This window comes from Streptomyces erythrochromogenes (assembly GCF_040684695.1).
Classification (GTDB): Bacteria; Actinomycetota; Actinomycetes; order Streptomycetales; family Streptomycetaceae; genus Streptomyces; species Streptomyces erythrochromogenes_C.
On sequence record NZ_JBFBGM010000033.1, the window covers coordinates 50,229 to 73,840 of the forward strand.

The following is a 23,612-nucleotide window of genomic DNA, read 5'->3' on the forward strand; positions in this document are numbered from 1 at the left end:
GTTCAGTTGAACGCGTTCAAGATAGCGGATCGGGGCGACGTCGGGAAGCGTCCTTACATCGGGCATACGCGGTTCTGTCGGGCTTCTCAGGCCGGACTCAGGAAGCTCTCATCAACGGCGGGGACAGTCGTGTCATGACCGAGAGCTTCCGCCGCGAAGGCGAGTACCCGCAGGAACACCGCCCCCAGCACGCGCCGTTCGGCGAGGACTGGCAGCGCGGACGCGACCGGCTGGCGCACGAGGCCGGAGCCGGAACCGGAACCGGCCCCGGGACCGGGGCGTACCCGCCGCCGCCCGCCTACCCGCCGGCCGCGCCCGGCTGGCACGAGGCCCACCGGCCGCCGGTCATCCGCGGCGAGACGGTCCCGCCCGCGGCCGACGGCGGCGACGGCGGCGGCGACAGCGGCGCCGGCATCCCGCAGGGGCCCGCCCACGCCGCCCCCGCCCGGCGCGCCAAGAAGCCCGTCGCCCTGCTGGCCGCCGTCGCGCTCGCCGCGGCCGTGGTCGGCGGCGGCACCGCGGCCGCCGTCCAGCAGCTGATGGACCGGCAGAGCGGCACCACCGGCGGGTTCAGCGGCACGAACGTCTCGCAGTCCAGCAGCGGCACCGTCGCCGGCATCGCCGAGCAGGTCAGCCCCTCCGTCGTCCGCATCGACACCCGCACCGGCTCCGGCCAGGGCACCGGCTCCGGCTTCGTGCTCACCGCCGACGGCGAGATCGCCACCAACAACCACGTCGTGGACGGCGCCACCCAGATCCAGGTGACGACGAGCGACGGCAAGAAGTACACCGCCAAGATCGTCGGCACCGACCCCGACAAGGACCTGGCCCTGATCAAGCTCGACGGCGCGAGCGGCCTCAAGCCCGCCAGGCTCGGCGACTCCGGCAGCGTCAAGGTCGGCGACCAGGTCGTCGCCATCGGCTCCCCCGACGGCCTCACCGGCACCGTCACCAGCGGCATCGTCTCGGCCCTGAACCGCGAGGTGAAGGTGCCCAAGTCGGAGCAGAACGCCCCGCAGGGCCGGCAGCAGGGCGAGGACAGCTGGCCCTTCTCCTTCGGCGGCCGCCAGTTCAACGGGGACACCGGCTCGAACACCACCTCGTACAAGGCCCTCCAGACGGACGCCTCCCTCAACCCGGGCAACTCCGGCGGCGCCCTGGTCAACATGAACGGCGAGATCGTGGGCATGCCCTCCGCGATCTACTCCCCCTCGACCGGCAACTCCACCGCCGGCAGCGTCGGCCTCGGCTTCGCCATCCCCGTCGACACGATCAAGGCCGACCTGGACTCCCTCCGCAAGGGCGGCCCCGGCGGCAAGGGGTCCTCCGGCAGCTCCGACACCCCCGGCGGCGGCTCCTTCGCGGACGGCTTCGGCACGTCCTTCTAGCTCGCCGTGCGAGGCTGGAGGCGCCGTCACCCGGCGGCCCCCGCAGCCGGCCACCACCTCTGGGAGACCCATCCATGAACCCCGCCGAAGGCGAAGCGCGGATCCTCGTCGTCGACGACGAGCCGGCCGTACGCGAGGCCCTGCGCCGCAGCCTCGCCTTCGAGGGCTACGCCGTGGAGACCGCCGTCGACGGGCTCGACGCCCTCGACAAGGCGGCCTCCTACGCCCCCGGCCTGATCGTGCTGGACATCCAGATGCCGCGGATGGACGGGCTCACGGCCGCCCGCCGGCTGCGCGCCTCCGGCAGCGTCACCCCGATCCTGATGCTCACCGCCCGCGACACCGTCGGCGACCGCGTCACCGGCCTCGACGCGGGCGCCGACGACTACCTCGTCAAGCCCTTCGAGCTCGACGAGCTCTTCGCCCGCGTGCGCGCGCTGCTGCGCCGCAGCTCCTACGCCGCGGCGCAGGCCGACGCCGGCCCCCACGAGGACGCCCTGACCTTCGGCGACCTGCGCATGGACCTCGCGACCCGCGAGGTCACCCGGGCCGGACGCCCGGTGGAGCTGACCCGTACCGAGTTCACGCTGCTGGAGATGTTCCTCGCGCACCCGCGCCAGGTCCTGACCCGGGAGCAGATCCTCAAGACCGTCTGGGGCTTCGACTTCGAGCCCAGCTCCAACTCCCTGGACGTGTACGTGATGTACCTGCGCCGCAAGACCGAGGCGGGCGGCGAGCCCCGCCTGGTCCACACCGTGCGCGGGGTGGGCTACGTACTGCGCGCCGGCGAGGGCGGGCCCGAGTGAGCCCGGCCGCCCGCTTCCGCGCGCTGCCGCTGCGCTCCCGGCTGGCCCTGCTGGTCACCACCGCCGTGGCCGTGGCCGTGGCCACCGTGGCCGGGGTCTCCTGGGTCGTGGTGCGGGCCCAGCTCGACAACCAGCTCAACCAGTCCCTGATGGCCACCAATCCGACCAGCCAGGTACTGGACCGGCTGCGCAACGGCTGCCCGGCCCGCCCGCCGACCCAGCCCCAGCAGGACATCGCCGAGAAGCTGAACGCGACCGTCCAGATCGTCACGGCGGACGGCGACCACTGCTGGGTGAGCGGCCAGACCGACCTGCCGGTCATCGCCCTGGACCGGGAGGTCGCGACCGGCCTGAAGAACAAGGCCCTGCACGATGCGACCACGGACAACGGCGTGCGGATGCGCGTCTACACCTTCGCCGCGCGGACCACGCCCGGCTCGCCGATCTTCGCGGTGTCGGTGGCACGGCCGCTCTCCGACATCGACAAGCCCCTGTCCACCCTGGCCTGGGTCCTGCTGCTCGTCTCCGCCCTGGGCATCGCGGGCGCCGGCGCGGCCGGGCTGTGGGTGGCACGGACGGGGCTGCGGCCCGTCGACGAGCTGACCGACGCCGTCGAGCACATCGCCCGCACCGAGGACCTGACGGTACGGATCCCCGACGAGGGCGACGACGAGATCGCCCGCCTGTCGCGGTCCTTCAACTCGATGACCGCGGCCCTGGCCTCCTCCCAGGAGCGGCAGTCCCAGCTGATCGCGGACGCCGGGCACGAGCTGCGCACCCCGCTGACCTCGCTGCGCACCAACATCGAGCTCCTCGCGCGCAGCGAGGAGACCGGCCGGGCCATCCCGCCCGACGACCGGCGGGAGCTGCTGGCCTCGGTCAAGGCGCAGATGACGGAACTGGCCTCGCTGATCGGGGACCTCCAGGAGCTGTCCCGGCCGGACGCGGCCTCGCCCGGCCCGCTCGGGGTGGTCGCCCTGCACGAGATCGCCTCGGCGGCGCTGTCCCGGGCCCGGCTGCGCGGTCCGGAGCTGGCCTTCGCCTCGGACCTGGAGCCCTGGTACGTACGGGGCGAGGCGGCGGCGCTGGAGCGGGCGGTGGTCAACGTCCTGGACAACGCGGTGAAGTTCAGCCCGCCCGGCGGCTCGGTCGAGGTGACGCTGCGGGCGGGCGAGCTGACCGTACGGGACCACGGGCCGGGCATCCCGGCGGCGGACCTGCCGCACGTCTTCGAGCGGTTCTGGCGGTCGGAGTCGGCCCGCGCCCTGCCCGGCAGCGGGCTGGGCCTGTCGATCGTGGCCCGTACGGCGGCCCGCGCGGGCGGCAGCGCCGAGCTGCGGGCGGCGGCGGACGGCGGCGCGGGCACGGAGGCGGTGCTCCGCATCCCCGGGGCGCCGACCCCGCCGCCCTCCGAGCCGTCAGTTGTGCCGGATCAGTGAGGCGACCAGGCCGGAGCGGGTGTTGGGGAAGTCCATCGGGACGATCCCGAGCCCGGTCCGGCCGGCCATCTCCCCGCCGTCGACGAAGCCGTGCACCTGCGGGTTGAGGCGGTCGGAGTTCCAGCGCGGCGGCATGTACGCCGCGGTGCTGACGTAGTTGACGAAGAGCTTGCCGGGCTGCTGGACCGCCTTGCGGAAGTGGTTCTCGATGCGGCCGCGCTTGGCGAAGGGCTCGGTGTTGTAGTCGTCCTGGATGTCGAAGACGCCCGCGTCGCCGTAGCGCAGGCCCGGCAGGCCGCCGTTGTCGGCGAGCAGGACCACCTTGCCGCGGGCCTGTCCGAGCGTGGGCAGGGTGTCGGCGATGCGGAAGAGCGAACGCCAGCCGCGGTTGTTCAGGTAGTCGTCGAAGACGGCGCGGAAGGTGGCGTCGCTCTCCCCGGAGTACTCCTGCTTGACCCGCATCAGGACCGTCTCGGAAGGGTGTGCGGCGAGGAAGTTCGCGCAGGCGACGAGGACGTCCCCGAACATCAGGTCCTGGAAGAAGGCCGCGTGGTGGATGGCGAAGGAGCCGCCGGTGACCCGGCAGCGCACGTCGAGGAAGCGGATGCCGGAGTCGAGCTGCTGGGCGATCGAGGTGTTCTGGCAGGCGACGTAGAGCCCGCCCTTGGTGGCGCCGGAGTCGTGGGTGCCGGGGATCGTCATCCGCTGCAGGGCGGTGGAGTCGCCGAGGCCGGCCATCCAGTCCTGGGTGCCGAGTGCGGCCGCCGAGGCGGGTGCGGCTCCCAGGCCGACGGCCGCTCCCAGGGCCAGTGCCCCGGCCAGGAACGCCCGCCGGCCCATCGCGGGGGTGGCGGCCCCGCCCGCTCCGGCGCCCGTTCCCGTGCGCCCGACCGTGCCCGTGCCCCTGTCCCCGACCGTTCCCGTGCCCATGCCGATGCCCATGCCCGCCCCTTCGCCGACCCGGTGATGGCCGGATTATGGCGTGCACACGTCAGGATTTACTACCCGTCGGTAGTGGTCAGCTTCCGAGCAGCTCGACCATGGAGCGGAGCCCCTGGAGCAGCTCACGGCCGTCCGGCGCCTGCTCCGGGTCGGTCAGGGTCTGCACCATCACCCCGCTGAGCAGCGCGATGTGCATCGACCCCAGAGCCCGGACGTCCTCCTCGGAGACCTCCTGCGGCGGCACTCCGCGCAGGGCCGCCGCCACCGTCCGCCGGTTGCGGCGCTGCCCCTCGGCGAGGATCGCGAGCAGTTCCGGCGAGGACTGCGCGTGGACGAAGGCCTCGACGGAGGCCAGCCAGAGCCAGCGCATCTCGCCGAAGTCGCGGATCTTGCGGTCCCAGGTGTCGGCGTAGCGCTCCCCCGCGGTCGCGCCCTCGCCGGCGAGGCGGCCGGATCCCGCGGCCCACTCCTCCATGGCGGCGAACAGCGCCTGGTTGAGGAGGGCCTCCCGGGACCCGAAGTGGTAGCCGATCGCGGCCATGCTCACCCCCGAGGCCGTGGCGATGTCGCGCACGGTCGTGCGCAGGTAGCCCTTCTCCTCCAGGCAGCGCCGGGCTCCGGCCAGCAGGTCCTCGCGATTTCCCATGCCGGGATCGTATCCGCGACCCCGCGACCGGAATTGGGCAAGCGCGCAATACAAGCGTATTGCGCGCTTGCCCAGATCCTGTCAGGGTGGAGCCACCGACACGATCTGCGGGCCCACGGGAGGCAGGACCATGCGCCACGAGCTGAAGACCGACGACCGGACCCTCTCCTACCTGGACTTCGGCGGCACCGGCCGGCCGCTCCTCGCCCTGCACGGCGGCATGTCCGAAGCCCTCGCCTTCACCGGACTCGCCGCCGCCCTCGGCGACACCTGGCGGGTCATCGCCCCCGACCAGCGCGGCCACGGCGACTCCGACCGGGCGCCCCACTACCGCCGCGAGGGCTACGTCGCCGACGCCGTCGCCCTCCTCGACCACCTCGGGCTCGACACCCCCGTGCCACTCCTCGGCTACTCCCTCGGCGGCCTCAACGCCTACCACCTGGCCGCCGCCCGCCCGGACCGGATCTCCGCCCTCATCGGCGTCGACGCCACCGTCGAGATCCGCATCCCCGACGGGCCGAACTGGTTCGACTTCCTGGAGGGCCTGCCCCACACCGCCCCCACCCGCGAGGAACTCCTCGCCGCCGCCGCAGGCGCCGCGCCCTTCGTCGCCGACGGGCTGCGCTGCCTCCCGGACGGCAGCGGCTGGCGGCTGGCCTACCACCCGCAGGACATGCTCGACTCCATCCGCGCCTGCGCCGGCGACCACTGGGACACCTGGCTCGCGAGCACCTGCCCGGCCCTGCTGATCCACGGCACCGGCAGCCGGGCGCTCACGCAGCCCGTCGCCGACGCGATGGTGGCCCGGCGCCCGAAGACCTCGTACGCGCCCCTCGACGGCGACCACTTCGTACCGTTCACGGACCCGGACGGCTTCCACCGGGCCGTCGGCACCTTCCTGGCGACCCTCTGAACGGCTCCGAGAAAACACGGAAGGGGCGGCGGGCCGGTGTCGGCCCGCCGCCCCTCCGGGCGCGCTGTGCGCGGGTGTTACTTGATGACGGTGATCCGGTTCGCCGCCGGCGGGGCGATCGGCGCGGACGCCGAGGAGTTGTTCGTCAGGTAGGCGTTGAAGCAGTCCAGGTCGGACGCGCCCACGAGCTTGTTCTTGTGCTCCTTCAGGACGGTGAAGCCGTCACCGCCGCCCGCGAGGAACTCGTTCATCGCGACCCGGTAGGTCTTGGCGGGGTCGATCGCGGCACCGTTGAGCTTGACCGAGTCCACGACGATGCGGTCGGCACCGGCCTTGGTCATGTCGAGGGTGTAGGTGAAGCCCTTCGACACCTGCAGGATCTTCGGGCTGGCACCGTTGACCGGGCCGCTGACCTGCTGCTGGAGCGCGGTGATCAGCTGCGCGCCGGTCAGGTCCACCACGTTCATCATGTTGTTGAACGGCTGGACCGTGAAGGACTCGCCGTAGGTCACCACACCGTCGCCCTCGGCCCCCGAGGCCTTGTAGGCCAGGTCCGAGCGGATACCGCCCGGGTTCATCAGGGCCAGCTGCGCGCCGCCCTTGTCCGCCGGGGCGAGCGCCTCCAGCTGGGCGTCGGCGATCAGGTCGCCGAGCGGCTTCTCGGGCTCCGCCGAGCCGCGGCCCGGGATGTCCGCCGAGATGAAGCCCTGCGGACGGTTGGCGATCGGGGCCGCCAGGGCGTTCCAGCGACCGATCAGCTCGGTCATGTCCGCGGCCTTCGGCTGGTCGCGGTGGACGACCTTGTTGACCGGCTTGGGCGAGCTGATCGGCGTACGGACGATGTCCTTGGTCTGCCGGTCGTAGGTGAGCGTGGTGTCCGTGAACAGACGGCCGATGGAGGCCGCCGAGGTCACCGCGCGCGGGTTGCCCGCCGGGTCGGGGATGTTGCAGGCGTACGCCTGGTGCGTGTGGCCGGTGACCAGCGCGTCGACCTTGGCGTCCACGTTCTTGGCGATGTCCACGATCGCGCCCGAGATGCCGGCGCCGGCCCCGGGGACGTCGCAGTCGTAGTTGTACGCGCCGTTCGCGGGCAGACCGCCCTCGTGGATCAGCGCGACGATCGACTTCACGCCCTGCTTGTTCAGCTCGGCGGCGTACTTGTTGATCGTCTCGATCTCGTCGCCGAACTTCAGGCCCTTGACGCCCTCGGCGGTCACGACGTCCGGAGTGCCCTCCAGGGTGACGCCGATGAAGCCGATCTTCACGTCGCCCTTCTTCCACACGTAGGTGGGCGACATCAGGGGGCGCTTGGTCTTCTCGTCCGTGACGTTCGCGGCGAGGTACTGGAAGGTGGAGCCAGTGAACTCCTTGCCGAACTCGTAGCAGCCCTCGACCGGGTGGCAGCCGCCGTACGCCATGCGGCGCAGCTCGGTCTTGCCCTCGTCGAACTCGTGGTTGCCGACGCTGGAGACGTTCAGCCCCAGCTTGTTCAGCGCCTCGATGCTCGGCTCGTCGTGGAAGAGCCCGGACAGCATCGGGCTGCCGCCGATCATGTCGCCGGCCGCTGCGGTGACGGAGTACTCGTGGCCCTTGCGGGCCTCGCGCAGGGCGGTCGCGAGGTACTCGACCCCGCCCGCGGGTATGGCCTTGGTGGTGCCGTCGGCCTGACGCTCGGTCACGGTGCCGGAGGAGCCCTGCGGGGGCTCCAGGGTGCCGTGGAAGTCGTTGAACGACAGCATCTGCACGTCGACGGTCCGGCTCTTGGCCGCACCGCCACCACTCGCGGCTCCGGCCGGCAGTGCGGCCGCGACCATCGCCCCGGCCCCGGCGGTGACGGCCAGGGCGGTGAAGGTCAACCGGCGGGTTCGGCGGTGCCGTTGTGGCGTCGCTGACATTTAGTCCCCTTTGCGGACAGCGATACTGCGGGAGGTCCGCCGCAGCCTATGGTCAACGCGCGTAGCTCTACCAGGGGGTAACGGGTATCGCGTTGGTTACACGCAGAAGAAGCACCGACCTCGCGCCCGTGCTCCGCCCGGCGGCCCGGACGGCCGTAGGCTCGTTCCATGACTGACGCAAGCGCGGCCCAGGAGCCGGGACGGCAGATGGAGACCCTCGACGAGCTGACGGGGGAACAGGCCGACGCGGTCCTCGACCTGATCGAGGACGCGGCGCGTACGGACGGCACCACCGCCGTCTCCGAACAGGGCAGGCTCCAGCTGCGCGGAGGACCGCGCCCGGGGATCCGGCACTTCCTGCTCACCGACGGCGGCCGGCTCGCCGCGTACGGGCAGCTGGAGGACACCGACCCGGTCGAGGCCCCGGCCGCCGAACTCGTGGTGCACCCGGCCCTGCGCGGCCGCGGCCACGGCCGGGCGATGGGCATGGCCCTGCTGGCCGCCTCCGGCAAGCGGCTGCGGGTATGGGCCCACGGCGGCAAGTCCGCCGCCCGGCACCTCGCCCAGGTGCTCGGCCTGACCCTCTTCCGCGAGCTGCGCCAGCTGCGCCGGCCCCTGGCCGAGGGAGCCCCGCTGCCGGACCCGGTGCTCCCGCCGGGAGTGACCGTACGGACCTTCCAGCCCGGCACCGACGACGCGGCCTGGCTCGCGGCGAACGCGGCCGCCTTCGCCCACCACCCCGAGCAGGGCTCGCTCACCCAGCGCGACCTCGACGACCGGATCGCACAGCCCTGGTTCGACGCCAAGGGCTTCTTCCTCGCCGAGCGCGACGGCGAGCTCGCTGGCTTCCACTGGACGAAGGTCCACGCGGAGCAGCAGCTCGGCGAGGTCTACGTGGTCGGCGTCCTGCCCGGCGCCCAGGGCGGCGGCCTCGGCAAGGCCCTCACCGCGATCGGCCTCCAGCACCTGGCGGCCCAGGGCCTGCCGACGGCCATGCTCTACGTCGACGCCGACAACCCGGCGGCCCTGGCCGTATACGAGGGCCTCGGCTTCACCACCCACGAGGTCGACCTGATGTACCGCACGGAGAGCTGACCCGGGCGAACCCCACCCGGCCCCGCCGCCTCATCCAGGCCCGCCGGCGCTCGAGGCGCGGGGTCCGGGGCAGCGCCCCGGCTACGGCGGCGCACCCGCGCCCCCACCTCGACCGGCACGACACCCGCGCCCCCGGGAAGGACTCGTGCGCCATCCGGAGCCGGGAAGCCATGCGCCATTAACCGGGCATTCAGAAGCGCTTGCGACTCTCCCCCAATGCAGCCCCGACTCCGACTGACGGCCGACCCGTCCGACGCGCCTGTCCTGCCGCTTGCGCGGAAGAATGGAGTCATGAGTCACAAGCCCAGCGCCGGTCCCACCGAGGTCCCCGCCCAGCACCCGTCTCACACGTCCGCCTCCGCCGCTGACAAGGCGACCGGCACAACGGCAGGCAAAGCTGCAGGCAAGGACACCGGGAAGGCCGCCGCGCCGGCCGCCGGCGCCCCGGCCACCGGCGCCGCGGCCCACGCCCGCATAGGCTCCATCGCCGCGCACCGCCCGCACATCGGCCTCGACCCCGATCTCGACGCCGACCTGGACGCCTACGACGACAAGGACGGCGGCGAGCTCCCCCCGGACCGCTTCCTCGACCGGGAGCGCAGCTGGCTCGCCTTCAACGAGCGGGTGCTGGAGCTCGCCGAGGACCCGACGACCCCGCTCCTGGAGCGCGCCAACTTCCTGGCGATCTTCGCGAGCAACCTCGACGAGTTCTTCATGGTCCGCGTGGCCGGCCTCAAACGGCGCATCGCGACGGGTGTCGCCACCCGATCGGCCTCAGGCCTGCAGCCCCGCGAGGTGCTGGACCTCATCTGGACGCGCTCGCGCGAGCTCATGGCCCGCCACGCCGCCTGCTTCCAGCAGGACATCTCCCCGGCGCTCGCCGAGGAGGGCATCCACCTCATCCGCTGGCCCGACCTCACCGAGAAGGAGCAGGCCCGCCTCTTCACGCTGTTCCGGAACCAGATCTTCCCGGTGCTCACCCCGCTGGCCGTGGACCCCGCGCACCCCTTCCCGTACATCTCCGGCCTCTCCCTGAACCTGGCCGTGGTCGTACGCAACCCCGTCAGCGGCCACCGCCACTTCGCCCGCGTCAAGGTCCCCCCGATCCTCTCCCGCTTCCTGGAGGCCTCCCCGCAGCGCTACGTCCCGCTGGAGGACGTCATCGCCGCGCACCTGGAGGAGCTGTTCCCGGGCATGGAGGTGCTCGCCCACCACATGTTCCGCGTGACCCGCAACGAGGACCTGGAGGTCGAGGAGGACGACGCCGAGAACCTGCTCCAGGCCCTGGAGAAGGAGCTCATGCGGCGCCGCTTCGGCCCGCCGGTGCGCCTGGAGGTCGAGGAGTCCATCGACCCCGGCGTCCTGGACCTCCTCGTGCAGGAGCTCAACGTCAACGCCTCCGAGGTGTACCCGCTGCCCGGGCCCCTCGACCTGACCGCCCTCTTCGGGATCGCCTCCCTGGACCGGCCCGAGCTCAAGTACCCGAAGTTCGTCGCCGGCACCCACCGCGACCTCGCCGAGGTCGAGTCCGCGCACGCGCCCGACATCTTCGCCGCCCTGCGCGAGCGGGACGTCCTGCTGCACCACCCGTACGACTCCTTCTCCACCTCCGTGCAGAGGTTCCTGGAGCAGGCCGCCGCCGACCCGGACGTCCTCGCCATCAAGCAGACGCTCTACCGGACCTCCGGCGACTCCCCGATCGTGGACGCCCTGATCGACGCCGCCGAATCCGGCAAGCAGGTCCTCGTCCTCGTCGAGATCAAGGCCCGCTTCGACGAGCAGGCCAACATCAAGTGGGCGCGCAAGCTGGAAGAGGCCGGCTGCCACGTCGTCTACGGGCTCGTCGGCCTCAAGACCCACTGCAAGCTCTCGCTCGTCGTCCGCCAGGAGGGCGACCAGCTGCGCCGCTACGCCCACGTCGGCACCGGCAACTACCACCCCAAGACCGCCCGGCTCTACGAGGACCTCGGCCTGCTCACCGCCGACCCGCAGGTCGGCGCGGACCTCTCCGACCTGTTCAACCGGCTGTCCGGCTACTCGCGCCGCGAGACCTACCGCCGGCTGATGGTCGCGCCCCGCTCGCTGCGCGACGGGCTGATCGCACGGATCGACAAGGAGGCGGCCCACCACAAGGCCGGCCGCCCCGCGTACGTGCGCCTGAAGATGAACTCGATCGTCGACGAGGCCCTCATCGACTCGCTCTACCGGGCCTCCCAGGCAGGAGTGCCCGTCGACATCTGGGTGCGCGGCATCTGCGCCGTGCGCCCCGGCGTCCCCGGACTCTCGGACAACATCCGGGTCCGCTCGATCCTCGGCCGCTTCCTCGAACACTCCCGGGTCTTCGCCTTCGGCAACGGCGGCGAGCCCGAGGTGTGGATCGGCAGCGCCGACATGATGCACCGCAACCTCGACCGCCGTATCGAGGCACTGGTCAGGGTCGCCGACCCGGCCCACCGCGCGGCACTGGACCGGATGCTGGAAACCGGCATGTCCGACACCACGTCCTCCTGGCACCTGGGCCCGGACGGCGAATGGACACGGCACAGCACGGACGCGGACGGCCAGCCGCTGCGGCACGTACAGGAGACGCTCATAGACGCCCGGAGGCGCCGGCGTGGCTCAGCAAAACCGTAACCCGTCGACGTGGGGGCCATGCGCAGGTGACGTGCTCGGCACGTACCTGCGCTCCCAGGCCACGGCCTTCCTGCGGGGACTTCGCCTGCACGAGGAGAGCGGGGCCGACGCCGCGGAGAGCAGCGACGCGGCGCGCAGCCTGCGGGGGGCCGCGCGCCGCATCAGCGGATCACTGGCCACGTTCCGGGTGGTGACCGAGTCGTCCTGGGCCGACGGACTGCGCGCCGAGCTGGTGTGGCTGTCCTCGACCCTCGCCGACGAGCACGCCTACGCCGCCCGGCTGGCCCGGCTCATGGACGCACTGCACCGGCTGTCCGGAGCCCCCGAGCTGCCCGCCCCGCGCGGCTCGGCCGGCGCGCTGACGGTGGGCTCCGCCCGCGCGGGCGCCCTGCTGGACCGCCAGCTGACCCTGGCCCGTACGCGCGCCCACTCGGCCACCCTCCAGGCCCTCGGCTCGTCCCGCTTCCACGCCGTGGCGGACGCGGTGGCCGTACTGGCCTCCGAGGTCCCGCTCGACCCCGTCGCGGCCCGCGGAGAGGTCGCGGAGGTCCTCGTACCGCTCGCGGCCGTGGCCGAAACCCGCCTGTCGGCCGCGGTCTCGGCCCTCCCGCCGATGGGCGGCGGCGAGGCGGCGCCGAGCCCGTACGACGCGGACCACGACGGCCTCTGGCACGAGGTGCGCCGCCTCCTGCGGGTCCACCGCTACGCGCAGGAGGTCCTCGGCGAGGACGTGACCCGGCCGGCCGCCGCGGGCGGGGCCCTGGACCGCCACCGCGACGCCGCCGAGGCCGCCGCGGCCTCCGCCACGGCCGCCCGCACCCCGCGCATCGCCCCGGCGACGGCCTACGCGCTGGGCGTCCTGCACGCCGACCAGCGCCACGAGGTCGAGGCGGCCCGGGCCGACTTCCGGCACCTGTGGCTGAGGGAGCCCGCGGTCACACCGCGATAACGGCGGGATAACGGATGATTGCGCTTGTGTGCGGACGCACCGGAACGCACCGGGTCGTCCGCCACGGTTCACCGTCCGTTCACTCGGGCCGGTCGGCTGCTTCACCTGTTCTGCCTAATTTCGGTCGTGCACGGAGACGGCGGCCCGCAGACGGAGCGGCCGGCCCGCGCACCCGACGTAGTAGTCCTCTTCGCACGCCGCCCGGTACGAACGGAAAGCGGCCGGCGGCTTCTGGAAGGAACACCCGAAAGTGAAGCTTCAGCGCAAGAACATGCTTCGTGCCTCCGCCCTCGGTGCGCTTGTCGTGTCCGGCGCCCTGGTCCTCACGGCGTGCGGCTCGGACGACAACACCAAGACCGGCGACGGCGCCTCCAAGGCCGCCGCCCCGGCCGCCGGCGACATCAAGTGCGAGGGCGCCAAGGGCAAGCTGCTCGCCTCCGGCTCCTCCGCGCAGAAGAACGCGGTCGACCTGTGGGTGAAGAACTACATGGCCGCCTGCTCCGGCGTCGAGGTGAACTACAAGTCCTCCTCCTCCGGCGAGGGCATCGTCGCCTTCAACCAGGGCACCGTCGGTTTCGCCGGCTCCGACTCGGCGCTGAAGCCGGAGCAGGTCGAGGAGTCGAAGAAGATCTGCACCGGCGGCCAGGGCATCGACCTGCCGATGGTCGGCGGCCCGATCGCCCTCGGCTTCAACGTCGCGGGTGTCGACAAGCTGAACCTCGACGCCGCCACGATCGCCAACATCTTCAACGACAAGATCAAGAAGTGGGACGACGAGGCGATCAAGAAGCTGAACCCCGGCGTCACGCTCCCCTCCACCGCGATCCAGCACTTCCACCGCTCCGAGGACTCGGGCACCACCGAGAACCTCGGCAAGTACCTCAAGGCCACCGCCGGTGACGCGTGGCCGTACGAGGCCGCGAAGAAGTGGCCGGCCCCGGGCGGCCTCGGCGCCTCCGGCTCCTCCGGTGTCGCGACCCAGGTCAAGCAGGTCGACGGTGCCATCGGCTACTTCGAGCTCTCCTACGCCAGCGCCCAGGGCATCAAGACGGTCGACCTGAACACGGGCGCCGCCGCCCCGGTCAAGGCCACCGGCGAGAACGCCTCCAAGGCCATCGCCGCCGCCAAGGTCGCCGGCACCGGCTCGGACCTGGCCCTCAAGCTCGACTACACCACCAAGGCCGAGGGCGCGTACCCGATCGTCCTGGTCACCTACGAGGTCGTCTGCGACAAGGGCAACAAGGCGGAGACCCTGCCGACCGTCAAGTCCTTCCTGAACTACACCGCGTCCGACGCGGGCCAGAAGATCCTCCTGGAGAACGGCTACGCGCCGATCCCGGCCGAGATCAACGCCAAGGTCCGCGAGGTCATCAACTCGCTGAGCTAGTCCTCGGCTCCGAGGCCCGGTCCGCCCCTCCCCCCGTCCGGGGACGGGCGGGCCGGCCCCCGAGCCCCTTCCCCTCCACCCGGGGGAATCCGGTGCACCGCCGCCAGGGGGCCTGCCCCCCACACAGACCGGAAAGACCATGGCTTCCACCACACCCACCCAGATAGACACGGCTCCGCCTGTCTCCACGAGCAAGGGATCCACCGGCCGCGCCGGTGACAAGATCTTCGCCGGGCTCTCCAAGGGCTCCGGCATCCTGCTCCTGGTGATCATGGCGTCGATCGCCGTCTTCCTCACCTACCGCGCCTCGATCGCACTGTCGAAGAACGAGGGGAACTTCCTCACCACCTTCGACTGGAACGCGTCGGCCAACCCGCCCGTCTTCGGCATCGCCGTCCTCCTCTTCGGCACGATCGTCAGCTCGATCATCGCGATGGTCATCGCGGTTCCGATCGCTGTCGGCATCGCCCTCTTCATCTCGCACTACGCGCCGCGCAAGCTGGCCGCGCCGATCGCCTACGTGGTCGACCTGCTGGCCGCCGTGCCGTCGATCATCTACGGCATCTGGGGCGCCCTCTTCCTCGTCCCGCAGCTGGCCGGCCTGAACCTCTGGCTCGACGAGTACATGGGCTGGACCTATGTCTTCGACAAGACCCAGGTCGGCGTCGCGCGCTCCCTCTTCACCGTCGGCATCCTGCTCGCGATCATGATCCTGCCGATCGTGACCAGCGTCAGCCGCGAGGTCTTCCTCCAGGTCCCGCGCATGAACGAGGAGGCCGCCCTGGCCCTCGGCGCGACCCGCTGGGAGGTCATCCGGATGTCGGTGCTGCCCTTCGGCCGCTCCGGCGTCATCTCCGCCTCGATGCTCGGCCTGGGCCGCGCACTCGGCGAGACCATGGCCGTGGCCACCGTCCTCTCGCCCAGCTTCCTGATCTCCGGCCACATCCTCGACCCCGGCGGCGGCACGTTCGCACAGAACATCGCCGCGAAGTTCGACGAGGCCAACGAGTTCGGCCGTGACGCACTGATCGCCTCCGGCCTGGTCCTCTTCCTGCTCACCCTGCTGGTCAACGGTGCAGCTCGCCTGATCATCGCTCGCCGCAAGGACTTCTCGGGGGCGAACGCCTGATGAGCCACGCACTCCAGGACCAGCGGCCCTCCCGGGCCCCCCAGTCCGCCGCACCCTCCGGCCTCACCCGGGGCGGCCTGCCCCGCTGGGCCCCGGCCGGCATCGCGGCCCTCTCGATCGCCCTCGGCAGCGGCATCGGCCTCGTCTTCGGCCTCGACAGCAAGATCCAGTGGGGCCTGATCGCGGCCCTCCTGTTCCTCGTGATCACGTACACCGCCAGCGCGGTGATCGAGAACCGCCGCCAGGCCAAGGACCGCATCGCGACCTCCGTCGTGTGGGTCTCCTTCGTCCTCGCCGTCATCCCGCTGCTCTCGCTGATCTGGACCACCGTCAGCCGCGGCATCGAGGTCTTCAGCGGCGACTTCCTGACCCACTCGATGAACGGCGTGACCAGCTTCGAGGAGGGCGGCGGCGTCTACCACGCGCTGCTCGGCACCATCGAGCAGATCGCCCTCGCCACCCTGATCGCGGCGCCGATCGGCCTGCTGACCGCCGTCTACCTCGTCGAGTACGGCAAGGGCACGCTCGCCAAGGCCGTGACCTTCTTCGTCGACGTCATGACCGGCATCCCCTCCATCGTCGCGGGCCTGTTCATCCTGACGACCTGGAACCTGGCACTCGGCTTCGGCCCCTCCGGCTTCGCCGGCGCGATGGCCCTGTCGATCCTGATGATGCCCGTCGTGGTCCGCTCCACCGAGGAGATGCTCAAGCTCGTCCCGAACGAGCTGCGCGAGGCCGCCCTGGCCCTCGGTGTGCCGAAGTGGCGCGTGATCCTCAAGGTCGTCCTCCCCACGGCCATCGGCGGCATCGCCACCGGCCTGATGCTGGCCGTCGCCCGCATCGCCGGCGAGACCGCCCCGATCATGCTGCTGGTCTTCGGCACCCAGCTGATCAACGGCAACCCCTTCGAAGGCGCCCAGTCCTCGCTCCCCCTCTACATTTGGGAGCAGTACAAGGTCGGCAGTGACGCCTCCTACGACCGGGCATGGGCCGCAGCGCTCGTCCTGATCGCCTTCGTCATGATCCTCAATCTGGTGGCCCGCGGCATCGCCCGCTGGAAGGCCCCGAAGACCGGTCGCTGACGCGACTTGTATGAAAGCGAAGTGACCCCCATGGCGAAGCGAATCGACGTCAGCGGACTGTCCGCCTTCTACGGCACCCACAAGGCCATCGACGACATCTCGATGACCGTCGAGCCCCGCTCGGTGACGGCCTTCATCGGCCCCTCCGGCTGCGGCAAGTCCACCTTCCTGCGCACCCTGAACCGCATGCACGAGGTCACCCCCGGCGGCCGCGTCGAGGGCAAGGTGATGCTGGACGACGAGAACCTGTACGGCGCCGGCGTGGACCCCGTCGCGGTCCGCCGCACGGTCGGCATGGTCTTCCAGCGCCCGAACCCCTTCCCCACCATGTCGATCTTCGACAACGTGGCGGCGGGCCTGCGGCTCAACGGCAGCTTCAAGAAGTCCGAGCTGAACGACATCGTGGAGCGCTCCCTCAAGGGCGCGAACCTCTGGAACGAGGTCAAGGACCGCCTGAACAAGCCCGGCTCGGGCCTCTCCGGCGGCCAGCAGCAGCGTCTGTGCATCGCCCGCGCCATCGCGGTCGAGCCGCAGGTCCTGCTGATGGACGAGCCCTGCTCGGCCCTCGACCCGATCTCCACCCTGGCGATCGAGGACCTGATCGGCGAGCTCAAGGAGCGCTTCACGATCGTCATCGTGACGCACAACATGCAGCAGGCCGCCCGCGTCTCCGACCGCACCGCCTTCTTCAACCTCGCGGCGGTCGGCCAGCCCGGCAAGCTCATCGAGATCGACGACACGGACCGGATCTTCTCCAACCCGTCCGTGCAGGCGACCGAGGACTACATCTCCGGCCGCTTCGGCTAAAGAGATGTGCGAGACGTCCCCGGTGCTGCATGGCGGTGCCACCGCGGGACGGAAGAAAGAAAGAGGGCCGGCTCCCCCTGGGTGGGGGGAGCCGGCCCGCTTTCGTACACCCGCGCCGCGGGCTTGGTCAGCCGAAGGCCAGGTTCACGATCCAGAAGCTGACCGCCGCGACCAGGGCGGCGGCCGGCATCGTGATACTGCATCCCCCGGGGGATGACCCCCGGACCCCCAGCAGGGGGGCGGCAGACCCGTCAGCCGAAGGCCAGGTTCACGATCCAGAAGCTGACCGCCGCGACCAGGGCGGCGGCCGGCATCGTGATGAACCAGCCCAGGATGATGTTCTTCGCGACGCCCCAGCGCACCGCGTTGACGCGCTTGGTCGCGCCCACGCCCATGATCGCCGAGGTGATCACGTGGGTGGTGGAGATCGGCGCGTGGAAGAGGTAGGCCGAGCCGAACATGATCGAGGCACCGGTGGTCTCCGCCGCGAAGCCCTGCGGCGGGTCCAGCTCGATGATCTTGCGGCCGAGCGTGCGCATGATGCGCCAGCCACCCGCGTACGTACCCAGCGACAGCATCACGGCACACGCGACCTTGACCCACACCGGGATCGGCGCGTCGGAGGTCTGGACGTCGGCGATGACCAGGGCCATCACGACGATGCCCATCGTCTTCTGCGCGTCCTGCAGGCCGTGGCCGAGCGCCATCGCGGCCGCCGACACCGTCTGCGCGATGCGGAAGCCGTGCTTGGCCTTGTGCGGGTTGGCCCGGCGGAACATCCACAGGATGACCACCATCACCAGGTAACCGGCGACCAGGCCGACGACCGGCGAGGCGAACATCGGGATGACGACCTTGTCGACCACGCCCGACCAGATCACCTCCGTGCCGCCGGCCAGGGCCGCGCCCACCATGCCGCCGAAGAGGGCGTGCGAGGAGGACGAGGGCAGGCCGAAGTACCAGGTGATCAGGTTCCAGACGATGGCGCCGACCAGCGCCGCGAAGAGGATCCACATGCCCGTGGAACCGTGCGGCGTCTCGATCAGCCCCTGGCTGACCGTCTTGGCCACACCGCTGCCCAGGAAGGCACCGGCGAGGTTCATCACCGCGGCCATCGCGAGGGCGGCGCGCGGGGTCAGCGCACGCGTCGAGACCGAGGTCGCGATCGCGTTCGCCGAGTCGTGGAAACCGTTCGTATACGTGAAACCGAGCGCGACAGCGATGGTCACGACCAGAGCGAAGGTGTCCACGAGGTTCAGGACTCCTTGACCGCGATGGTCTCCACCGTGTTCGCGACGTGCTCGAACGCGTCGGCCGCCTCTTCGAGCACGTCGACGATCTGCTTGAGCTTCAGCACCTCGATGGCGTCGTACTTGCCGTTGAAGAGGTGCGCGAGCAGCTTGCGGTGGATCTGGTCGGCCTGGTTCTCCAGACGGTTGACCTCGATCCAGTACTCGGTGAGGTTGTCCATCGTCCGCAGGTGCGGCATGGCCTCGGCGGTCAGCTCGGCCGCCCGCGCCAGGACCTCGATCTGCTGCTCGACGCCCTTGGGGAGCTCTTCCACGTTGTAGAGGACGACGAGGTCGACGGCCTCCTCCATGAAGTCCATGATGTCGTCGAGCGACGACGCCAGGGAGTAGATGTCCTCGCGGTCGAACGGCGTGATGAAGGAGGAGTTCAGCTGGTGGAAGATCGCGTGGGTCGCGTCGTCCCCCGCGTGCTCCGCCGCCCGCATCCGTTCCGCGATCTCGGCCCGGGCGGAGGTGTCCGCTCCGAGCAGTTCCATCAGGAGCTTGGAGCCCGTGACGATGTTGTCCGCGGATGCGGCAAACATGTCGTAGAAGCTCGTCTCCCTGGGGGTCAGACGAAATCGCACGTGAGGTCCTCGGGGTGCATCGGATTCGGTCAGGCTGATGCTAGGCGCATCCCCCGGCCACGGCTAACCGGCCGTTCCCCAGTGTCCTCCATCAGGCAGAGTGAGGACCACGGGCCCCTGCCCGTCGGGCGCGAGCCCGGTATCCTATACCCATGAGGGGTATCCATCCCCCTCGTTCCGGACCACGGGAGGACCTATGACGACCATCGAGGCGGAGGGCCCCGGAGCCGCGTCCGGTACGGCGGCCACCCCGGGCACCTCCCACGAGGCCGGGACCGACGCCGGGGCGGGGGCCGTGCACGGCTACCACCACCAGAAGGACGAGCACCTCAAGCGGCTGCGCCGGATCGAGGGCCAGATCCGCGGCCTGCAGCGGCTCGTCGACGAGGACGTCTACTGCATCGACATACTCACCCAGGTCTCGGCGAGCACGAAGGCGCTGCAGTCCTTCGCGCTCCAGCTGCTGGAGGAGCACCTGCGCCACTGCGTCGCCGACGCCGCGGTCAAGGGCGGGGCGGAGATCGACGCCAAGGTCGAGGAGGCCACCAAGGCCATCGCGCGGCTCCTGCGCACCTGACACCCGAGCCGCCCGGCCCCGCCGCCGGACGTCACGGTGCGGGGCCCGGAACGGCACCGTGAGCGTCGGGATCCGAAGGAGACCGGCTAGCGGCCGAGGAGGACCTCGTCGATGCGGTCCAGGCTCAGCCGGTCCTCGGCGGCCGCGGACGCGGCGATGATCAGCTCACCGCACAGTTCGATCTCGGCGAGCGCCACGTGGTCCTGCACCGTCGTACCGCCTGCGGGAGTCACGCCTGTCACCTCAATCTGCCACCGGCCACGGGCCGTCGTCGGTCGTGCCGCACCCTTGCCGGCGCCCGGCTTCTCAGCGTAGGGAGGACGCCCGTCCCCCCGCATGACACGGATGGACCATTTCCGGATACCCGGCCATGGCCCGATCGCGCCGCCCCCGGACCGCCCGCCCCACTAGTCGGCGATCTTTCCGGCGTAAATGTCCCTGCTCGCGGGCAATACGACGGTCACCGGCGTCCCGAATCCGTACAGCAGCGTGGTCGATGACACATCGATCACGCCATTGTTGACATAGGTGAAGCGGTGCCTGACCTTCCGCAGCCGCCCCTCCTCGTCCAGGTACGCGTCGAAGGGCACCGTGTCCTTGCTGAACCCTTTCGCCGCGGCCGCCAGGGCTCCGCGCATCTCCGCCGGCGCGCCCGCCGCGGCCCGCCCGATGTCGGTGGTACCGCGGTAGTGCCGCACCTTGGCGCCCGCCACCTCGGTCTCCCCGACGTACGTCACCTCCTGCGCGGCCCGCAGCAGCTCGGCAGCGATCAGCGGGTCGGTGGCCCCGCCGGTGACCAGGTTCCCGTCGGCGAGGGTCGTCGTGTCGACGCGCACCCACTTGTCGGCGGGGACGCCCGCGCCGCGGTTCTTCATGTAGAGCGCGCCCGGCACGAGGAGCTCGGTGATCGGCCGGTGCTCGTCCTCGCCCTTCACATCGGCCGGGAGCAGCACCAGGAGCTGCCCCATCCGCTTCTTGAAGTCGACGCCGCCCTCGCCGCGGATGGTGACCCGGGTCCCGCCCGTGGCCATCTCCATCGCCGTACGGGCCCGGGCGCTGCCCGTGCGCGCCAGGGCGTCGGCGGCCCCGCGGACCGCGGAGGCCGCTTCCGCCGGGGACCGGTCGTCGCTTCCGCCGCCCGCGGCGCACCCGCTCGTCGCCGTGACCGCCAGGGTGACTCCGGCGGCGAGCACCACCTCGGCCGCGCGCCCGCGCAGCCTCTTGTGCCGGTGAACCACCATCGCCTGCCAACCCCCAACGCATGACCGCTGCTTGCCCGAGGTCCCCACCCGCTCCGCTTAACGAGGCCCCGGGGCTCCCGTCACGGGGGCACCCTCCCCGCCCCCGTCCGCCCCGGGTACCGTGGAGAAGTGGAACCGCACATCGACGCGACCGGTGTCCCTCCGCTCGACTCCGTACCGCCCCCGCGGCCGCGGTCGCAGCCGCATACTCCGACCGCCCACACCACATCCACCGCCGACCGGGGATCGTTCTGCCTGGCCGTCTGCTCCTGCGGCTGGAAGGGCCCCGCCCGCCGCTCCCGGGACCTGGCCCGCAAGGACGCCGCCGGCCACGAGGCCGCGGACACCGCCTGACGGCCCTCGCCCGTTCGGACGGCCCGGCTGGCCGGGGGGCGCCGCAGCGGATGCCCTTGACTCATGCCAGGTTCCGCAGCCCGCCTCGCGGCCCTTCTCTGGGCCCTGCTCCTCGCGTTCGCCCCGGCCGCAGCGGCCTGGGCCAGACCCGTGGGCTCGGCGGACAGCCCGGCCGACGTGGCCCTGGCCATCGGCCTCACCTCCGCGGCCGCCCTGGCCACCGGCCTGTGGCTGCGCTCCCGCTACCGCCGCGAGGGCGACACCGACGCGGGTGACCAGTGATGCCCCGGCCCAGGCCGCGGGCGGTCCTGGTGTGCTTCGGGGTGGCCGCGCTGTGCCTGCTGACGGCCGCGCTGCTCGCCGTATGGGACTCGTACGGGACGGGCTGACGGGGCTACGGGGCTACGGGGCTACGGGGCTACCCAGCCGGGCTGCGCAGCCGCGGCCCGGCGGTGGACGCGGCCCGGCCGGGCCTTCGTCAGGCGGCGAGGTCCTTGTCCTGCGGGCGTCGGCCCGCGGGCGGGGTCCGGGGCGGCGCGAGGTCGACCGGCAGGGGCCGCGCCCGGCCGCCGGCCCGTACGAGCCGCACGAAGCGCCGGGAGCCGGCCGCCGAACGGACCACCGGGTTCAGCAGGGCCAGCGCCAGCGGCGCGAGCACGAGGACCACGGCCGTGCCGAGCGCGAGCCCGCCGATCACGTCGGTCGGGTAGTTGACCCCCATGTAGACGCGGCAGAGGCCCTCGGCGAGGGCCAGCCCGATGCCCAGGACGCCGAGCTTGCGGTGGGCCACGAACAGGCCGACGCCCAGGGCCATCGCGACGGTGGTGTGGCCGCTGACGAACGAGAACTCGGTGTTCCCCAGTCCCGCGCCCCAGCCGGGGTCGAGGACCTGCAGCCCCTCGTGCTGGCGGAACGGACGCTGCCGGCCGACGAGTTCGCGCAGCGGCACGTTCACGAGCAGGGCCAGGCCGGCGGCGAGGGGGGCCCACACCAGCGCGGTGAAGGATTCGGTGGCGGCGGGCTCGTCCTGTCGGCGGGCGCCGCGCCAGCACCACAGGACCAGCAGCACCAGGGCCAGCAGGATCCCGTACTCACCGGCCAGGCTCACCGCGGTGTCCAGCCACGCGGGGGCCCGCCGGGCCGCTCCGTTGACCTCGTACAGCAGGCCGACGTCCACGTTCGGCCCACCTGTTGTGAGTCCAGCCATGGTGACGCGGCCCCTTGCTCTTGCCGTGGTTCCCCTGCGGGCGCACCCCGGTGTGCGCCCCTTCGACACCCACTTGATCAACCCCCGCGTTCATGGAACGCCCGTTCTGGCGACCGGGTTCCACTCTCCACCGAATGATCACGGCAACGTTATCGAAGAGTGACTGGTCGTCGCAGCTCAGGGCCTTTGCATCACGGAGAGTTGCCGAAACGGTCAGCCCGTACCGGCCCGCACCGGGAGGGACTCCGCCCCGTCCTTCGTCACGCGGGTCGCCCCGAAGTAGTCGGGCGTGTCGATCTTGTCGAAGCGGATGACCGCCCCGGTGAACGGGGCGTTGATCATGTATCCACCGCCCACGTAGAGCCCGACGTGCCGAATCTCCCGAGAGTTCGTCAGATCATCGGAGAAGAACACCAGGTCTCCGGGCAGTAGTTCGTCCCGCGAGGGGTGCGGCCCTGCGTTGTACTGGTCGTTGGCCACACGCGGCAGCTGGATCCCCACCGTCTCGTACGCGGCCTTGGTCAGCCCCGAGCAGTCGAACCGCCCGTCCTGGTCCGGCGTACCGTTGCCGCCCCACAGGTACGGCGTGCCCAGCTGCTTCTGCGCGAAGTAGATCGCCCCGGCGGCCTGTTGCGAGGGCGCGACCCGGCCCACGGGCCGCGCGAAGCTCTTGGCCAGGGTGGTGATGGCCTTCACGTACCCCTGGGTCTCCTTGTACGGAGGCACTCCCCCGTACTTGATGACCGCGTAGGCGCCGGCGTTGTAGGCGGCCAGCATGTTCGACGTCGCGTCACCCGGCACGCTCCGCACGTCCTTGGCCAGCTCGCAGTCGTACGAAGCCGCCGAGGGGATCGCGTCGTTCGGGTCCCAGATGTCCCGGTCCCCGTCCCCGTCCCCGTCGATGCCGTGCCCCGCCCAGGTCCCCGGGATGAACTGCGCGATGCCCCGCGCGTCCGCCGGGCTGACGGCGCTCGGGTTCCAGCCGCTCTCGGAGTACAGCTGCGCGGCGAGCAGCGGCGGGCTGATGGCCGGGCAGAGGTTGCCCCACTTCTCCACCAGCGCCTGGTACTTCGCGGGCACGGCCCCCTTCGTCAGGCCCACGGCACGGCCGCCGGCAACCGAACCCACGAGCCCCGCCGCCGCCGAGTACGTCCCCACCACGAGGAGCACCACGAAGGTCAGACACAGCCCGATCCCGATCCCGCCGGCCATCCAGAATCTGCGCACCCGTCAACCCTCCCCCAT

At 71.5% G+C, this 23,612-nt stretch carries 23 protein-coding genes; 14 read left to right on the forward strand and 9 right to left on the reverse strand.

The window, feature by feature from the left end; all coding sequences use genetic code 11:
- Window positions 1-134 precede the first annotated feature (134 nt).
- The 3 genes from AB0O53_RS33725 (at window position 135) to AB0O53_RS33735 (ending at window position 3,633) form a co-directional block, all read left to right on the forward strand.
- Window positions 135-1,388 carry a S1C family serine protease gene (locus AB0O53_RS33725; protein ID WP_365200776.1) on the forward strand — a complete coding sequence of 418 codons (1,254 nt, stop codon included), beginning with the start codon at window positions 135-137 and terminating at the stop codon, window positions 1,386-1,388.
- A 74-nt stretch (window positions 1,389-1,462) separates the two neighbouring features.
- Window positions 1,463-2,194 (forward strand): response regulator transcription factor, encoded by a 732-nt coding sequence (locus AB0O53_RS33730; protein ID WP_350998566.1) that lies wholly within the window; start codon window positions 1,463-1,465, stop codon window positions 2,192-2,194.
- Window positions 2,191-3,633 carry a sensor histidine kinase gene (locus AB0O53_RS33735; protein WP_365200779.1) on the forward strand — a complete coding sequence of 481 codons (1,443 nt, stop codon included), beginning with the start codon at window positions 2,191-2,193 and terminating at the stop codon, window positions 3,631-3,633. The genes AB0O53_RS33730 and AB0O53_RS33735 overlap by 4 nt, the downstream gene beginning before the upstream one ends.
- Here the strand turns inward: AB0O53_RS33735 and AB0O53_RS33740 are convergent.
- The gene (locus tag AB0O53_RS33740; protein ID WP_350998895.1) at window positions 3,613-4,473 is read right to left on the reverse strand and encodes a phosphatidylinositol-specific phospholipase C; all 861 of its coding nucleotides are present in this window, start codon (window positions 4,471-4,473) and stop codon (window positions 3,613-3,615) included. The two genes, AB0O53_RS33735 and AB0O53_RS33740, sit on opposite strands and share 21 nt — an antisense overlap.
- 178 nt (window positions 4,474-4,651) lie before the next feature.
- A complete protein-coding gene (locus AB0O53_RS33745; RefSeq protein ID WP_350998560.1) occupies window positions 4,652-5,221 on the reverse strand; it encodes a TetR/AcrR family transcriptional regulator in 570 nt (189 codons plus the stop codon).
- Window positions 5,222-5,351: 130 nt separating this feature from the next.
- On the opposite strand from AB0O53_RS33745, the gene AB0O53_RS33750 reads away from it, so the two are divergent.
- Window positions 5,352-6,134, forward strand: coding sequence for an alpha/beta fold hydrolase (locus AB0O53_RS33750; RefSeq protein ID WP_350998558.1), 783 nt, complete (start codon window positions 5,352-5,354; stop codon window positions 6,132-6,134).
- A 77-nt stretch (window positions 6,135-6,211) separates the two neighbouring features.
- Here AB0O53_RS33750 and AB0O53_RS33755 read toward each other — a convergent pair whose 3' ends face one another.
- The gene (locus tag AB0O53_RS33755; RefSeq protein WP_350998555.1) at window positions 6,212-8,029 is read right to left on the reverse strand and encodes a bifunctional metallophosphatase/5'-nucleotidase; all 1,818 of its coding nucleotides are present in this window, start codon (window positions 8,027-8,029) and stop codon (window positions 6,212-6,214) included.
- Window positions 8,030-8,197: 168 nt separating this feature from the next.
- On the opposite strand from AB0O53_RS33755, the gene mshD reads away from it, so the two are divergent.
- The 7 genes from mshD to pstB all read left to right on the forward strand — a co-directional run bounded on the left by mshD (window position 8,198) and on the right by pstB (window position 17,112).
- A complete protein-coding gene (gene mshD / locus AB0O53_RS33760; RefSeq protein WP_350998552.1) occupies window positions 8,198-9,124 on the forward strand; it encodes a mycothiol synthase in 927 nt (308 codons plus the stop codon).
- A gap of 291 nt (window positions 9,125-9,415) precedes the next feature.
- Complete coding sequence (locus AB0O53_RS33765) at window positions 9,416-11,758, forward strand: RNA degradosome polyphosphate kinase (RefSeq protein ID WP_350998549.1); 2,343 nt, start codon at window positions 9,416-9,418, stop codon at window positions 11,756-11,758.
- On the forward strand, window positions 11,739-12,707 hold the full coding sequence (locus tag AB0O53_RS33770; protein ID WP_350998547.1) for a CHAD domain-containing protein: 969 nt from the start codon (window positions 11,739-11,741) through the stop codon (window positions 12,705-12,707). The genes AB0O53_RS33765 and AB0O53_RS33770 overlap by 20 nt, the downstream gene beginning before the upstream one ends.
- Window positions 12,708-12,957: 250 nt before the next feature.
- Entirely contained in the window at window positions 12,958-14,094 is a 1,137-nt protein-coding gene (pstS, locus tag AB0O53_RS33775) for a phosphate ABC transporter substrate-binding protein PstS (protein WP_350998544.1), read from the forward strand.
- Window positions 14,095-14,233: 139 nt separating this feature from the next.
- Window positions 14,234-15,223, forward strand: a complete 990-nt coding sequence (pstC, locus tag AB0O53_RS33780) for a phosphate ABC transporter permease subunit PstC (protein WP_350998541.1) — start codon at window positions 14,234-14,236, stop codon at window positions 15,221-15,223.
- Window positions 15,223-16,305: a phosphate ABC transporter permease PstA gene (gene pstA / locus AB0O53_RS33785; RefSeq protein WP_365200787.1), complete on the forward strand. Its 1,083-nt coding sequence runs from the start codon at window positions 15,223-15,225 to the stop codon at window positions 16,303-16,305. Before pstC ends, pstA begins: the two co-directional genes overlap by 1 nt.
- Window positions 16,306-16,335: 30 nt before the next feature.
- Complete coding sequence (pstB, locus tag AB0O53_RS33790; RefSeq protein WP_350998536.1) at window positions 16,336-17,112, forward strand: phosphate ABC transporter ATP-binding protein PstB; 777 nt, start codon at window positions 16,336-16,338, stop codon at window positions 17,110-17,112.
- Window positions 17,113-17,363: 251 nt separating this feature from the next.
- On the opposite strand, the gene AB0O53_RS33795 is transcribed toward pstB, so the two are convergent.
- Window positions 17,364-18,362 (reverse strand): inorganic phosphate transporter, encoded by a 999-nt coding sequence (locus tag AB0O53_RS33795; protein WP_350998533.1) that lies wholly within the window; start codon window positions 18,360-18,362, stop codon window positions 17,364-17,366.
- Between the two features lie 5 nt (window positions 18,363-18,367).
- Window positions 18,368-18,988, reverse strand: a complete 621-nt coding sequence (locus tag AB0O53_RS33800; protein ID WP_031154207.1) for a DUF47 domain-containing protein — start codon at window positions 18,986-18,988, stop codon at window positions 18,368-18,370.
- 196 nt (window positions 18,989-19,184) lie between these two features.
- Here AB0O53_RS33800 and AB0O53_RS33805 point away from each other — a divergent pair, with 196 nt between their 5' ends.
- Window positions 19,185-19,565 carry a metal-sensitive transcriptional regulator gene (locus tag AB0O53_RS33805; RefSeq protein ID WP_350998529.1) on the forward strand — a complete coding sequence of 127 codons (381 nt, stop codon included), beginning with the start codon at window positions 19,185-19,187 and terminating at the stop codon, window positions 19,563-19,565.
- 86 nt (window positions 19,566-19,651) lie between these two features.
- Here AB0O53_RS33805 and AB0O53_RS33810 read toward each other — a convergent pair whose 3' ends face one another.
- Complete coding sequence (locus AB0O53_RS33810) at window positions 19,652-19,798, reverse strand: hypothetical protein (RefSeq protein WP_167350610.1); 147 nt, start codon at window positions 19,796-19,798, stop codon at window positions 19,652-19,654.
- A 174-nt stretch (window positions 19,799-19,972) separates the two neighbouring features.
- Complete coding sequence (locus tag AB0O53_RS33815; protein ID WP_350998526.1) at window positions 19,973-20,806, reverse strand: SCO4651 family lipoprotein; 834 nt, start codon at window positions 20,804-20,806, stop codon at window positions 19,973-19,975.
- A gap of 129 nt (window positions 20,807-20,935) precedes the next feature.
- On the opposite strand from AB0O53_RS33815, the gene AB0O53_RS33820 reads away from it, so the two are divergent.
- Both AB0O53_RS33820 and AB0O53_RS33825 read left to right on the forward strand, forming a co-directional pair.
- Entirely contained in the window at window positions 20,936-21,160 is a 225-nt protein-coding gene (locus tag AB0O53_RS33820) for a hypothetical protein (RefSeq protein ID WP_350998524.1), read from the forward strand.
- A gap of 63 nt (window positions 21,161-21,223) precedes the next feature.
- Entirely contained in the window at window positions 21,224-21,442 is a 219-nt protein-coding gene (locus AB0O53_RS33825) for a hypothetical protein (RefSeq protein WP_350998522.1), read from the forward strand.
- Window positions 21,443-21,638: 196 nt separating this feature from the next.
- On the opposite strand, the gene AB0O53_RS33830 is transcribed toward AB0O53_RS33825, so the two are convergent.
- Both AB0O53_RS33830 and AB0O53_RS33835 read right to left on the reverse strand, forming a co-directional pair.
- Complete coding sequence (locus tag AB0O53_RS33830; RefSeq protein ID WP_350998520.1) at window positions 21,639-22,367, reverse strand: phosphatase PAP2 family protein; 729 nt, start codon at window positions 22,365-22,367, stop codon at window positions 21,639-21,641.
- 213 nt (window positions 22,368-22,580) lie between these two features.
- A complete protein-coding gene (locus tag AB0O53_RS33835) occupies window positions 22,581-23,579 on the reverse strand; it encodes a C40 family peptidase (protein ID WP_365200828.1) in 999 nt (332 codons plus the stop codon).
- Between the last annotated feature and the right edge of the window lie 33 nt (window positions 23,580-23,612).

Bases quoted from the DNA above. Each gene is read 5' to 3' on its own strand.
- AB0O53_RS33725 (WP_365200776.1), top strand. From the start codon at position 135: ATGACCGAGAGCTTCCGCCGCGAAGGCGAGTACCCGCAGGAACACCGC.
- AB0O53_RS33730 (WP_350998566.1), top strand. From the start codon at position 1,463: ATGAACCCCGCCGAAGGCGAAGCGCGGATCCTCGTCGTCGACGACGAG.
- AB0O53_RS33740 (WP_350998895.1), bottom strand. From the start codon at position 4,473: ATGGGCCGGCGGGCGTTCCTGGCCGGGGCACTGGCCCTGGGAGCGGCC.
- AB0O53_RS33745 (WP_350998560.1), bottom strand. From the start codon at position 5,221: ATGGGAAATCGCGAGGACCTGCTGGCCGGAGCCCGGCGCTGCCTGGAG.
- AB0O53_RS33750 (WP_350998558.1), top strand. From the start codon at position 5,352: ATGCGCCACGAGCTGAAGACCGACGACCGGACCCTCTCCTACCTGGAC.
- AB0O53_RS33755 (WP_350998555.1), bottom strand. From the start codon at position 8,029: ATGTCAGCGACGCCACAACGGCACCGCCGAACCCGCCGGTTGACCTTC.
- mshD (WP_350998552.1), top strand. From the start codon at position 8,198: ATGACTGACGCAAGCGCGGCCCAGGAGCCGGGACGGCAGATGGAGACC.
- AB0O53_RS33765 (WP_350998549.1), top strand. From the start codon at position 9,416: ATGAGTCACAAGCCCAGCGCCGGTCCCACCGAGGTCCCCGCCCAGCAC.
- pstC (WP_350998541.1), top strand. From the start codon at position 14,234: ATGGCTTCCACCACACCCACCCAGATAGACACGGCTCCGCCTGTCTCC.
- pstA (WP_365200787.1), top strand. From the start codon at position 15,223: ATGAGCCACGCACTCCAGGACCAGCGGCCCTCCCGGGCCCCCCAGTCC.
- pstB (WP_350998536.1), top strand. From the start codon at position 16,336: ATGGCGAAGCGAATCGACGTCAGCGGACTGTCCGCCTTCTACGGCACC.
- AB0O53_RS33805 (WP_350998529.1), top strand. From the start codon at position 19,185: ATGACGACCATCGAGGCGGAGGGCCCCGGAGCCGCGTCCGGTACGGCG.
- AB0O53_RS33815 (WP_350998526.1), bottom strand. From the start codon at position 20,806: ATGGTGGTTCACCGGCACAAGAGGCTGCGCGGGCGCGCGGCCGAGGTG.
- AB0O53_RS33825 (WP_350998522.1), top strand. From the start codon at position 21,224: ATGCCAGGTTCCGCAGCCCGCCTCGCGGCCCTTCTCTGGGCCCTGCTC.
- AB0O53_RS33830 (WP_350998520.1), bottom strand. From the start codon at position 22,367: ATGGCTGGACTCACAACAGGTGGGCCGAACGTGGACGTCGGCCTGCTG.
- AB0O53_RS33835 (WP_365200828.1), bottom strand. From the start codon at position 23,579: ATGGCCGGCGGGATCGGGATCGGGCTGTGTCTGACCTTCGTGGTGCTC.